This window comes from Desulfuromonas svalbardensis (genome assembly GCF_055389415.1).
This window is the reverse complement of record NZ_AP042416.1, coordinates 1,302,408-1,315,710: the sequence shown is the minus strand read 5'-3', so window position 1 is coordinate 1,315,710 and position 13,303 is coordinate 1,302,408. Positions and strand designations below refer to the sequence as shown.

7 protein-coding genes and 1 pseudogene are annotated in these 13,303 nt (G+C 46.9%); all 8 read right to left on the bottom strand.

Annotation, left to right across the window (positions count from 1 at the left end):
- Positions 1-23: 23 nt before the first annotated feature.
- Complete coding sequence (gene glnE / locus ACZ5KY_RS05860) at positions 24-3,224, bottom strand: bifunctional [glutamate--ammonia ligase]-adenylyl-L-tyrosine phosphorylase/[glutamate--ammonia-ligase] adenylyltransferase (protein ID WP_464242967.1); 3,201 nt, start codon at positions 3,222-3,224, stop codon at positions 24-26.
- 26 nt (positions 3,225-3,250) lie between these two features.
- Positions 3,251-4,300, bottom strand: coding sequence for an S-methyl-5-thioribose-1-phosphate isomerase (mtnA, locus tag ACZ5KY_RS05855; RefSeq protein WP_464242966.1), 1,050 nt, complete (start codon positions 4,298-4,300; stop codon positions 3,251-3,253).
- 17 nt (positions 4,301-4,317) lie between these two features.
- Positions 4,318-5,760, bottom strand: coding sequence for an Asp-tRNA(Asn)/Glu-tRNA(Gln) amidotransferase subunit GatB (gene gatB / locus ACZ5KY_RS05850; RefSeq protein ID WP_464242965.1), 1,443 nt, complete (start codon positions 5,758-5,760; stop codon positions 4,318-4,320).
- 26 nt (positions 5,761-5,786) lie between these two features.
- Positions 5,787-7,244 carry an Asp-tRNA(Asn)/Glu-tRNA(Gln) amidotransferase subunit GatA gene (gatA, locus tag ACZ5KY_RS05845; RefSeq protein ID WP_464242964.1) on the bottom strand — a complete coding sequence of 486 codons (1,458 nt, stop codon included), beginning with the start codon at positions 7,242-7,244 and terminating at the stop codon, positions 5,787-5,789.
- Between the two features lie 108 nt (positions 7,245-7,352).
- The gene (gatC, locus tag ACZ5KY_RS05840; protein WP_464242963.1) at positions 7,353-7,640 is read right to left on the bottom strand and encodes an Asp-tRNA(Asn)/Glu-tRNA(Gln) amidotransferase subunit GatC; all 288 of its coding nucleotides are present in this window, start codon (positions 7,638-7,640) and stop codon (positions 7,353-7,355) included.
- 216 nt (positions 7,641-7,856) lie between these two features.
- Positions 7,857-10,064, bottom strand: coding sequence for a methyl-accepting chemotaxis protein (locus tag ACZ5KY_RS05835; RefSeq protein ID WP_464242962.1), 2,208 nt, complete (start codon positions 10,062-10,064; stop codon positions 7,857-7,859).
- Between the two features lie 251 nt (positions 10,065-10,315).
- Positions 10,316-11,011, bottom strand: a complete 696-nt coding sequence (locus ACZ5KY_RS05830; RefSeq protein ID WP_464242961.1) for an anaerobic ribonucleoside-triphosphate reductase activating protein — start codon at positions 11,009-11,011, stop codon at positions 10,316-10,318.
- Between the two features lie 6 nt (positions 11,012-11,017).
- Positions 11,018-13,209: pseudogene (locus ACZ5KY_RS05825) on the bottom strand (ribonucleoside triphosphate reductase).
- Positions 13,210-13,303: the final 94 nt, after the last annotated feature.

Genomic DNA, 13,303 nt, shown 5'->3' with positions numbered 1-13,303 from the left:
ATCCCAGCGCAATTTCAAGAGCATTACTCAGAACAAAGATGTGAGTTAAAAATTGTCCGTATTTGTTCAGTAACCCGTTTATACTCAGTCATAAACTGGTCCTCGGGCAAAGAGGTCCCCCCCTGATAACCTAAGTGCTTAGCCAACTTGCGTAAATTAGCTTTATCCGTATCAACTTGATTAAACGATTGGTCATGAACCAAACGCAATTTATTCTCAAGACGACGTAAAAATTTATAGCCATCTGAAAGGTGGGCCACTTCATCATCAGGCAAAATATGTTGCGTCTTTAACGCATGTAACGCGCCCAGGGTATTGCATACGCGAATTTCGTGAACAGTCGCACCATGTAGTAGTTGAAAATATTGCACTAAAAATTCAACATCAACCATACCACCACGGCCCGTTTTGATATTAAACTGGTTCGACCCTTCGCGAGCAATCTCTTTTTCCATCCGCTGCCGCAGTCGATAAATTTCGGATTGCAACTCGGCTGGCAGCTCTTTTTCCCAGGTAATTCGTTCATTAATTCGATTAATGCGCTCGGTGATCTCTGGGCTACCAACAACAACTTGAGCCTTTGTTAGCGCTTGACGCTCCCACAGTTGCGCTGAAGATTGATGATAATTTTCGTAAGCCGCCAAGCTAGTAACTAATGGCCCTTGATTGCCCGACGGACGCAAGCGGGTATCAATTTCATAAACACGCCCCTCACGCGTAGCAAGGGATAGCACCGAGATAATTCGCTGCGCAAGCTTGGAAAAATACTCCTGATTACTCAGCTGCTTAAAGCGATCAGGATCAGTCCCCTTTACCTCTTTTGTTTTACCCTGACCGCTATACATGAAAATAATATCGAGATCTGAATGATAATTGATCTCCATGCCACCAAGTTTGCCCATACCTAACACCGCAAACTCCGCTTCGCTCCAACTTCCCGATGCGCTCTGGCAAAACGGCAGGCCAAAACGGGTGATCAATTCAGCGCGGGCAATATCTACCGCCGAGTCTAAACAAACCAAAGCTAAGTTGCTTAACTGCGTCAAGCTGCGCCCTTGCAACAGTTCGCCGCGCAGATCATTCAAAGCGATTCGCAAGAATTCTTCGTTACGGAAACGACGTAAGGTATCGAGCTGGTCTTCGTAATCGAGGGTATCAGCCATTTGTGCCGCCAGTTCATCGTGTAGCACCTCCGACGACTTGACACCAACCACATGACAGCTGGAGACTAATGAGTCCAAAATTTCAGGTCGCTGGATAAAAATTCGCGACAGAAACGTACTGGTACTGAATAATGAAATTAACAGCTGAATAATGTCAACGTTCTCAGCGAGAAGGGCATAGAGCGTTCCATGGCCACGCGCGCGTAACAAAAACTCTTCAAAATTATTAAACGCCATATCTGGCTCAGGCGAATCAATGATAGCCTGAATAATAAGTGGTTGAACGCGCACATAATAGCGCCGTACGCGCCGCGTCATATTGTTGCCAAATTTACCCTCACGAAAGCGTAACAGGGTTTCGTAGGCCGCATCAGGCTGGCGAAAGCCGTTCTCTTCTAAAACATCTTTGACAAGGTCGCCATCACTCTCTTCATCCAGTAAAAACCGAATGACGGGCTTAATCTCATCATCAGCTTCATCTTCACTGACATAAAATAAGCCGCGATAGATCCGGACCACCTGCTCTCGATGTTCGTCTAACACCTGCTTAAATGTTGGATAATCGTCAAAGCCACAACGGCGGGCAAGGCTAATCAACTCCGCGTCGTTGTTCGGTAAATTATGCGTTTGGCGTTCCTGAACCACTTGGATACGATGTTCAACAGTACGCAAAAATATATATGCTTGGCGTAGGGTTTGAGCATCTTCAGCGGGAACATGTCCTTCATCGCGTAGCAGACATAACGCACGTAACGTACTTCGTTCGCGGACCAGAGGGTTCTTCCCCGCATAAACGAGTTGCAGCGCCTGAGTGAAAAATTCAATCTCGCGAATGCCACCCTTACCGAGCTTCAGATTGTTTTCACACTCCTTTTGCTGCGCTTGATGACTATCGATCTTTTTCTTCATCTGCTTGAGATCATCGACCATACCGTAATCAAGATAGCGACGATAAATGAAGGGCTGCAAAGCTTTGAGCAGTTGTTCACCCAACTCAAGGCTGCCAGCAACAGGTCGCGCTTTCATCATCGCTGATCGTTCCCAGTTTTGCCCCCAACCCTCGTAATAGCCTTCGGCAGCGGCAAGGGAACACGCCATTTCGCCACTACGCCCCTCAGGGCGAAGATCTAAATCAACGCGGAAAACAAACCCATCAGCCGTTATTTGACCAATTGCGCGGGTCAAGCGTTCCCCGAGCTTGACAAAATAACTATGCAGTTCAATTTTGTTTTTTACCGTCCCCGTCGGGTCAGCAACGCCAGTGGTTGTTCCATGTGATGACGAATAAAAATAGATCAGATCAATATCAGATGAAAAGTTCAACTCCCAGCCACCAAATTTACCCATACCGAGAACAGTGAAGGTTGCTTGTTCAGGTGGCGAATCCTGTGGATTGTCCTCATCAACATCTACCAATGGCAAACCGTATTGAGCCTGCATCAACTGTTCACAGTGCTGGCAGGCGACCTGCAATGTTGCTGCCGCTAAACTTGACAGCTCGGCGGTCACTTCAACAAGGTCGGCAACATTACTTAGATCTCGTGCACTAATGCGCAACACTTCTCGGTATTTATAATGACGTAGACAGGTTTGCAGTTGTTCAAAATCAGCATCAGCAGGAAGTTGATCCTGCAATTCATCGTGCATGATCTCGGTATTTTTACAACGATCGACCTCACCCTTGCCAAACAACTCATAGAGGTAATTTGAATTACGGCAGAGGATACCTGTTAAAAAGCTTGAGGCACCGAGCATCAGCATCAATTGTCGGCAGTGGTTAGGATCATTTATACAGGAGAGGAATTGTGCCGGTTCAACCACATCGCTACAGCGCTCAAGATTATTGAGCGCCATATCTGGGTCGGAACAATCGAGGGCAACAGTTGCAAGCTCCACGACCAAAGCGGGATCATTTAGAGTTTCAACGAGCAGAGTTAAATTGGTCACGGTTTTACTCGGTTCATTGAAACCAAACTCTGCTAGCGCACGTTCAAAAGGGCCTTTTTGATCTGGATGACATGGAGTCAAAAAAGGGAGTAGAACCGTTCCAACCGCTACCATAGTTACCTCGTTGATCGTAAAAATCGTTATTGAGCGCCTTTTGCAACCAACTGGCGCAATTGGGTCAAATAATCCCCTTGGGCAATCCCTTGCTCTGTAATAATTGCCGTTACCAATCGCGCTGGAGTGACATCAAAGGCGGGATTGTAAACGCCAACACCAGCAGGGGCTAATTGTTGATCACCACAATGGGTAACTTCACGCGCATCGCGCTGCTCAATCGGGATCTGGCACCCATCGGTTAAGTTCAGATCAATGGTCGATAGTGGAGCCGCGACATAAAATGGGATACCGTGCTCTTTGGCCAAAACGGCAACGGTATAGGTGCCAATTTTATTGGCCACATCACCATTGGCAGTGATTCGATCCGCGCCAACGATTACCGCATCGATTTTACCCTGCTGCATTAAGTAGCCTGCCATATTATCGCAAATTACCGTCACCGGGATATCATCTTGCTGTAGCTCCCACGCGGTTAAGCGCGCGCCCTGCCAAAATGGCCGCGTTTCATCGGCATACACTTCGATCTTTTTACCTGCTTCAACAGCCGCGCGAATCACCCCCAATGCGGTACCGTAACCACCGGTGGCTAAGGCTCCAGCATTACAATGGGTCAAAATCTGCGCCTGTTGATCAAACAACACCTGACCATGCTGTCCCATTGCCTTATTGATCCGCACATCCTCAGCGGCAATTTCGATGGCTTCATCACGTAAACATTGCTGCAGTTGAGGCAGCGGCAGCTCGCGATGAGCACGAGCAACGCGCTTCATCCGATCCAAGGCCCAAAAAAGATTGACTGCGGTGGGCCTGGTGGCGGCAAGAACGTCACAGCACGGAATAAACTGCTGTTCAAAATCATCAAAGTCCGTTGCACTAATAGCACTAGCGGCAAAGGAAGCGCCAAACGCGGCGGCAACACCAATCGCTGGTGCTCCACGAACGACCATCGTTTGAATTGCCTCAGCAACACCTTGATAATCGGTGTAGTCGAGCCACACCTCTTGTGCCGGCAACAACCGTTGATCGATCATCCGACAGACGCCATCCTCATATAAAATTGGCTTGATCGCCATAGCTTCCCCTTTAAAAATTAACCGCGCAATTTTTTACACAATAACTCGTTAACCATGGCAGGATTCGCTTTGCCTTTACTGGCCTTCATCACTTGACCAACAAAGAAACCGAGCAGTTTATCTTTGCCTTCGCTAAATTCTTGAGCTTGATCAGGATTCGCTGTAATCACGTCATCGACCATCGCTTCAATAGCACCGGTATCCGTGACCTGCTTCAACCCTTTTTCATCAATAATGATATCCGCGGATTTACCACTGTTCCACATCTCATCGAAAACCGTTTTAGCGATTTTGCCTGAGATCGTTTTGTCAGCAATACGTGCCAACATGGCGGCGAGCATTTCGGGTGATACCGGCACTTGAGCAACAGCAAGGCCCTCATCATTACGACGACGTTGAATATCACCCATCACCCAGTTGGCACAGGCTTTGGCATCGCTATGTAAACCGGCGCAGGCATCAAAATAATCGGCCAATGCGTGCTCAGCAGTTAAAATCTCAGTATCGTGCGCTGCTAAGGCGTAATCGGACATAAAGCGCGCTTTTTTCGCTTCAGGTAATTCAGGCAAGCCAGCGCGTACGCGGTCGATCCACGGCTCATCAATCACCAACGGAACCAAGTCAGGATCTGGGAAGTAACGATAATCGTGAGCGTCCTCTTTACCACGCATAGAACGGGTTAAGCCGGAATTACTATCGTATAATCGCGTTTCCTGAACCACTTTGCCGCCATCTTCAATGAGGTCAATTTGACGGTCGATCTCAAACTCGATCCCCTCTTTGATAAAACGGAACGAGTTGATATTTTTCAATTCAGCGCGAGTACCCAACTCCTCTTGACCCCAAGGGCGAACCGAAACGTTGGCATCACAACGGAATGATCCCTCTTCAAGGTTGCCATCGCAAATACCGAGATACATGACAATTTGATGTAATTTTTTCAGATAGGCGATCGCTTCGTCACTGCTACGCATATCGGGTTCAGAAACCACTTCGAGCAATGGCGTACACGCACGATTTAAGTCAACCCGTGAGCCTGTTGCAGCATCATCGCTATGGAGCAGCTTACCAGCATCTTCCTCCATATGAATGCGGGTAATACCGATTCTTTGGGCACCGCGTCCTGTCGTTTCAACATCTAAAAAACCGTGCTCACAAATGGGCAATTCCATTTGTGAAATTTGATATCCCTTGGGAAGATCAGGGTAAAAATAATTTTTACGCGCAAAAATCGAGCGTGGCGCGATCTGGCAATTGGTCGCCAAACCTGCTTTGATGGCATTTTCCACCACCTGCCGATTGAGCACCGGTAACGCCCCCGGTAAACCTAAACATACAGGGCAGGTTTGCGAGTTCGGTGTATTGCCAAACTGAATAGAGCAACCACAGAAAATTTTGGTATTGGTGGTCAACTGGACATGAACTTCAAGTCCAATAACAACTTCGTATTTATCTCTCATTTTGTATCAACCTTTCAAACAGCGACTTATAGCTCTGGCTGTTGACTGTGCCAATCCGTTGCTTGCTCAAACGCATACGCAGTTTGCAACAGTTCTGCTTCACCAAATGCTTTACCCAATAATTGAACCCCAATAGGTAGCCCTTTTTGCGAGATACCACACGGCAAACTCATGCCGCAAATACCAGCTAAGTTGGCTGACAAGGTGAAAATATCACATAAATACATCTGTAATGGATCGGAAGTTTTATCGCCAAGGCCAAATGCTGCGGTCGGCGAAACAGGGGTCAAAATACAATCGACCTGCTCAAAGGCTTTGGTGAAATCTTGCTGAATCAAGGCCCGAACCTTTTGCGCCTTAATATAATAGGCATCGTAATAGCCCGATGACAGAACGTAGGTGCCAAGCATAATCCGCCGCTTGACCTCATCGCCAAAACCAGCCGCACGGGTTTGCGAATACATCTCGGCCAACCCATTGCCTTCATCAACACGATCACAATACCGGACGCCATCATAGCGTGCGAGGTTACTCGACGCTTCAGCCGTCGCAACCACGTAATAACAGGCCACAGCATATTTGGTATGCGGCAAACTGACTTCAACAATTTCAGCGCCGAGTTCCTTATACTTTGCCACGGTAGCATCAATCGCTTGTTTAACGTCGTCATCCAAACCATCAATAAAATACTCTTTGGGCAAGCCAATTTTTTTACCCGCAACGCCGTGGTCGATAGTGTCTAAATAATTGGGTACAGGCAGATCGACGGACGTTGAATCAGCAGAATCATAACCCGCAACGGCGCCAAGCATGATCGCACAATCACGGACATCGCGTGTTAATGGCCCAACTTGATCAAGGGATGACGCGTAGGCGATCACACCATAACGGGACACGCGGCCATAACTTGGCTTTAAACCGACAACGCCGCAATGGGAAGCTGGCTGGCGGATCGAACCACCCGTATCGGTGCCGAGAGTTGCGCCGGCTTGGCGCGCTGATACACAGGCTGCCGAACCGCCGGATGAACCACCGGGAACGCAATCGGTATTCCATGGGTTACGCACGGGTCCAAAGGCACTATTTTCATTGGAACTACCCATGGCAAACTCATCCATATTAAGCTTACCGACGATCACCGCACCCTGATCTTTCAGCTTGCGTACCGCTGTGCCATCATAAGGGGGAAGGTAATCACCCAATATTTTTGAAGCACAGGTGGTTCGAATGCCCTCGGTGACGAAAATATCTTTCAGGGCCACGGGAATTCCCGTTAGCGGTTGAACATTTCCTGCGGCGCGTTGCACATCGGCCTCACGGGCAGCGGCTAGTGCTTCCTGTTCACAAACCGTGATGAACGCATTGATCTGCTCATCAGTATCTTTGATCTGCTGTAGGAATGCTTCAGTCAGTGCCACAGCGGTAGTGGTACCAGCGGCTAACTGCTTTTGCATCTCATGAATGGTTAAATCAATTAAAGCCATTTCAACTCCACGTGCTGACCGTCTAAGGTCAGCTTAAATATAAAATAAACCCCTATCAATTTCGGGACGATTCCTACCGCCAAATCTCAAAGGATATTCTGCCTGTTATTATTCGATCACCGTAGGTACACCAAAGCAGCCATCGGCATTAATAGGCGCATTCGCTAAAGCTTTTTCAGCACCGAGTGATGGCGTTACCTCATCACAGCGAAAGGCATTTTCAAACGGAACAGCGTGAGCCATCGGTGTGATGTCATCGGTATTCAATTCGTTCAACTGCTCCACATGGCCTAAGATGGCATCCATCTGCCCAAGGATTGTTCCCATCTCCTCTTCACTCAGAGCCAAACGAGACAATCGTGCCACTTTTTCAACTTCAGCGCGGGTTATTTTCATCGATGTTCCTCCTGAAACATATTCAAAGCGATCACTGTCGCTAGCGTAGCGGGAATGCAATAACTAAAACGTTAAGATGACCCTGATAAATAACACATTTTAAGGGGTTGGTTCAACGCTATTGCTTATCAACAACAAAAGCCATGATCCTAAGACCATGGCTTTTGTTGTTAAATCACTAAATAAAAGACCGTACTCACTTCAAGAGAGGTTGAATCACCACCCAATCTGTGCCTGCACCTTTGCCTTTGCAGGGGAGAACACCCGTTGCTCAGCAGTTGCAATCCCGCTCGACTCTACTTTAAACTTGGCCAACATGCCGCGCAATTGCTCTGCTTGGCTCGATAACTCTTCGGCTGCGGCAGCACACTCTTCGGCGCTGGCAGTATTTTGTTGGGTGACTGTATCGATTTGGCTCAAGCCAATATTAACCTGAGAGATCCCTTCAGACTGCTCATTAGCTGAAGTGGAGATCTCCGAAACAAGATCAGACATCTTAGTAATAGAGGTCATGATCTCCTGTAGTGAACTCGATGTTCGTTCGGCAATCTTGGTACCGTTTTTCGCCTTAACAACCGAACCCTCAATCAGGGCTGCTGTCTCTTGAGCGGCCTTAGCACTTCGTGCAGCAAGATTACGCACCTCTTCAGCAACCACCGCAAACCCTTTGCCATGCTGACCAGCACGAGCTGCTTCGACTGCGGCGTTGAGAGCCAATAAGTTCGTTTGGAACGCGATCTCATCAATCACTTTAATGATTTTAGAGATCCCCTGCCCAGCGACATTGATCTCATCCATCGCTCCAACCATATCAGACATATTGCTATTGCCCTCTTCAGCGGAATGGATCGCATCCTTTGACAAGGTTAACGCAAAATTGGTGTTTTCAGCACTCTGCTTGGTTTGTGATTCAATCTGAGCCATCGAACTAGTAATCTCTTCCATGGATGCCGCTTGCTCCGTTGCGCCCTGAGAGAGCGACTGACTAACATCAGAGACCTGCGCCGAACCTGACACAATTTGACTACTTGCTTCGCTCACTTCATTAACAAGGCCACCCAGTTCGGTCACCATATGTTGTAACGCACCACCAAACTCATCATGATCAGAAGCGAGATTCACCTTTACAGTCAAATCTCCATCTGCAATCGCTTGAGCAAATGTCACGTTCTCGGCCAAGCTGTCGGTCATAGTGTTAAGCGCTCTAGATAGATCGCCCATCTCATCATCACGATAGACTTGCAGACGCTGACTCAAATCGCCCTCGGCAATGGCTGCCGTTGCCACGACAGCTTTTTGCAAAGGCGTAGTAAAAGAGCTAGTGACCACAAAAACAATACTACCGATAAGGATCAACAAGAACAATACACCGAGTAACGCATCGAGTTTCATCGTTTCAATCGACTGTTCACCAGTCGTTTGAATGCTGTGTAAACTAGCAAGAGTTTGCGTAACATCTTGCACCATCAGCAGAACCCCTACCTGCTTGCCCGAATAATCATTTATCGGGAATGCACTCACATACACATTATCAACCTGCTTAGATGATAGAGCTCTAGAACCCTGATCCAAAAATCCAGAATCAACAACAGGCTTGGTTACAGCGGCATCAGTTGTGGCACATAAAACATAACGACCATCTAGAACTGGGTACTTCAATGGATCTTGTAATTTTGTCGCAATGGGCAACAAATCTGCATTCATAAATACAGCGTAATTCTGTGTTTCAGATGTTTTTGAATTTTTTAGCAAATTATTAAAAGGCAACAGCACCTCTGCTGAGCCAAGGTGAGTCCCTTCACTGTCAGCAATAGCAGTCACACCTCGAATCGCAAAACCGCCACGGCCCACTTCAATACCCTTTAAAGGACGATGGTCCCCTTGATTGATCTCCACCACGGTATGGCGAAAACCGCGTAAATCATCGGATATATCAATTTTCTTTCCATCGCGCTTTGTTTGCCAACCATCACGCCATAACCGCGCAAGACTGCGTCCCGTAGGTAAATGGAAATGGAGTTTCAGTTCTTTAACCCCCATTGTTGACTTAAACGTGGCAATGAGAGGCTTAAACGTTTGCCGCAACTGTTGCCGTGCTTGCTGCGAGAAGGAATCATTTTCATCATTGAGCTGCCCTTGATGTGCCAAGCGGTACGCTTCGACGACACCTGGTATATTTGCCAAAACGACGGCTTCGCCTAACGCTCGATTGCTCATGCGCTGAATATTACCGTTAATCGCCTGCATCTTGGCAGCGGCACCTTCTTCTAGCCCACGGTTTAGTATCTCTTTAGTGGTCATCAGTTGATCGGTAACTAACGCGCTTACGCCACCGTTTAAAGCCCAAACTCCTAAGACAGAAGTAAGGATTAAAACAACAAAAACAGGTAACAATAATTTTGTCCTAATTTTTCTTATGTGCATAATCATACCCCCAACCTAATGGTGTTATATAAAGAATGGCAAACACAACTTAACTTGAATATTTGAATTTAATAAGCCTTCACAATCAGGAGATTAATCTATTTGTCAAAAACATTAAAGGCTAAAACATGATTCGATCTAGGATAAAACATCAGCGCCCAGCCCGTAAGGATTTACGGCTGGGCGCATTAAAGTAAAAACAATTCAATCTTTAACAAGTAGTTGATTTTATGCCACATATCCCCCTAAAATCACATGCCACGTATCACAATACAATCAACATACTCACCCGCAATCTCGGCAAAACGATCCATTACTTCCCCTGGATGAGGCAAACAATCTCTCATCTCCTCAGCCATCGCATGGAGAGGAACAAATTGTTGCAAAACCCAGCTCGGTTGTCCTGATAAAGTTTCACCAATTAATCGAATATCACCTTCCTCAACTAAACCAGGAGCACAGGTGGTACGAAACTCTACCTCAATGGTCGCCTGAATCAACAGATCGATGCTCTGTTGAACTAAAGCACCATCAATCGCAACAGTATGAAGCTCGCCATAACGCGGTAGCGCTGTTTTAATATCAAGACCAACAAAATCAACCAACTCATGCGCTAACAAATATGCCAACACCTTTGGTCGTAAACCATTGGTATCCAGCTTAACCTGCAAGCCCATTTGTTTAATCTGCGCCAAAAGCTGTGGCAGATCAGGATCAAGAGTCGGCTCGCCGCCAGAGATCACCACGCCATCTATAAAACCTTGGCGCGTTTTTAATTGTGCAAGAATATCAACGATTGACAGTTCAGGATACAAATGTGGTGTTTCAACCAACGAAGCATTGTGGCAATAAGGGCAGCGCAGATTGCAACCACCATAAAAAACAAGAGAGGCAACCCGCCCTGGAAAATCGAGCAGGCTGGTTCCCTGAAAACCTTTTATTGACATAAGAACTTACTTCTCAGTGTTACCATGATCAACAACATATTCACGGCGCTGGACAAACTCTTCCTGCTTACCTTTGTTCCATTGCTGAACAGGACGAAAGAATCCACATACACGGGAATATACTTCTGTTTTTTTCTGACATTTGCTCGACATGATTGATCTCCTTCAAAAGTTGACCTCTACAGCGAGAGGAATAATTAAAATCGAACCTACGCAGCCTTATCGCTATGATCGTAAGGACAGGAAAAATGTTCCCCGGCAATATAGCCATGCTCAGGACAAATGGTAAATGTGGGACTAAGGGTAAAATAGGGCAGACGGAAATTCTCGGCAATCCGGCGTACCAACAGCCGAGCACTCTGCCAGTCTTCAAGTTTTTCACCTAAAAAGCCATGAAACACAGTGCCGCCCGTATATTTAGTTTGCAGGCTATCCTGATGTTGGAGCGCTTGAAATATATCATCCGTGCTACCAACTGGCAGCTGGGTTGAATTAGTGTAAAAAGGTTGATCGTCTCCCGCAGTAATAATTTCAGGGAAACTTTGCCGATCCCGCTGAGCCAGCCGAAAACTTGTCCCCTCAGCAGGAGTAGCTTCTAAGTTGTACAATTGACCGCTCTCTTCCTGAAAAGCCTCGAGCTGCTTACGCATGAAGTCCAGGGTATCTTCAGCAAATTTCGCCCCTGCGAGAGTATCAATCCCTTCACCAATCAAATTCAAGGATGCTTCGTTCATCCCGATGAGACCGATGGTGGAGAAGTGGTTATCCCAATAACGACCACTACGCTGATGAATTGCACTCAAATAGTAACGACTATAGGGATACAGGCCTTCGTCAGTAAAACGTTCTAACTGCTTGCGCTTAATATCTAACGACTCCGCAGCGATCACCATCAACTCAGAGATTCTTGCATTGAAGCCCTCTTGATCCTCGGCAACATATGCCGCACGAGGAAGATTGATGGTCACTACCCCCGTTGAACCAGTCAGGGGATTTGAACCAAACAAACCGCCACCACGACGACGCAATTCACGATTATCGAGACGAAGACGACAACACATGGAGCGCGCATCTTCAGGGTCCATATCGGAATTAATAAAATTGCTAAAATAGGGGGTGCCGTATTTCGCTGTCATCTCCCAAACAAATTGCAAGCGATCACTCTCCCAATCGAGATCGGAGGTAATGTTATACGTTGGGATCGGAAAGGTGAAAATCCGACCTGATGAATCACCATCCATCATCACTTCACAGAACGCGCGATTAAACAGATCCATCTCTACCTGAAAATCACCGTAGCTTTCATCTTTTAGGACACCACCAATCACCACCGCTTCGTGGGCCACATTGCGTGGCGGCGTCAAATCGAGCGTAATATTGGTAAATGGCGTTTGGAAACCGACGCGAGTCGGCACGTTCATGCTAAAGATAAATTCCTGCATCGCCTGCTTCACCTCACCATAGCTGAGATTGTCATAGCGAATAAAAGGCGCTAACAAGGTATCAAAGCTTGCAAACGCTTGCGCACCAGCCGCTTCGCCCTGCAAGGTGTAGAAAAAATTAACGGCTTGGCCCAACGCAGTGCGAAAATGCTTAGCAGGAGCACTCTGCACTTTGCCGTAAGCGCCAGTAAACCCTTGCAGCAACAGATCTTTCAAGTCCCAACCACAGCAATACACCGACAACATACCGAGATCATGGATATGAAAATCACCATTTTTATGCGCCGCAGAAATTTTCTCGGGATAAATTTTATTCAACCAGTAATTACTGGTGATATTTGAAGCAATATGGTTATTCAATCCCTGTAACGAATAACCCATGTTGGCATTTTCTTTTACTCGCCAATCCTCTTGAGTTAGGTAAGAATCGATCGCGTCAATGGATTCCTGCATGAAAGAGCGTGTCTCACGCAACTGCTCATGTTGGCGACGATAAAGGATATACGCTTTAGCAGTTTGAGCATGGCCACTTTCAATGAGCTGTTTCTCGACAAGGTCTTGGACGTTTTCAACGGTCGGCACACGGTCACCTTTATAGATCACCTCAAGAATTCCCACCACCTGCCGAACAACGACATCAGCTCTATCCATATCCTGCCCATCAACAGCTTTGACAGATTTTTTTATCGCTTCAGCAATTTTTTTCTCTTCAAAGGCCACCAAACGACCATCACGCTTGCGAATATATTCCAACACGCTGTTCTCCCTTAATAAATCGGAATCGCCCTTAAAGTTCAACACGACTTCGATACGTCAACAATGATCTAAACCTACCACAGCAGCAAATCAC

Coding starts and splice junctions, on each gene's coding strand:
- ACZ5KY_RS05835 (WP_464242962.1), bottom strand. CDS start 10,064: ATGCACATAAGAAAAATTAGGACAAAATTATTGTTACCTGTTTTTGTT.
- mtnA (WP_464242966.1), bottom strand. CDS start 4,300: ATGGCGATCAAGCCAATTTTATATGAGGATGGCGTCTGTCGGATGATC.
- gatB (WP_464242965.1), bottom strand. CDS start 5,760: ATGAGAGATAAATACGAAGTTGTTATTGGACTTGAAGTTCATGTCCAG.
- glnE (WP_464242967.1), bottom strand. CDS start 3,224: ATGGTAGCGGTTGGAACGGTTCTACTCCCTTTTTTGACTCCATGTCAT.
- gatC (WP_464242963.1), bottom strand. CDS start 7,640: ATGAAAATAACCCGCGCTGAAGTTGAAAAAGTGGCACGATTGTCTCGT.
- ACZ5KY_RS05830 (WP_464242961.1), bottom strand. CDS start 11,011: ATGTCAATAAAAGGTTTTCAGGGAACCAGCCTGCTCGATTTTCCAGGG.
- gatA (WP_464242964.1), bottom strand. CDS start 7,244: ATGGCTTTAATTGATTTAACCATTCATGAGATGCAAAAGCAGTTAGCC.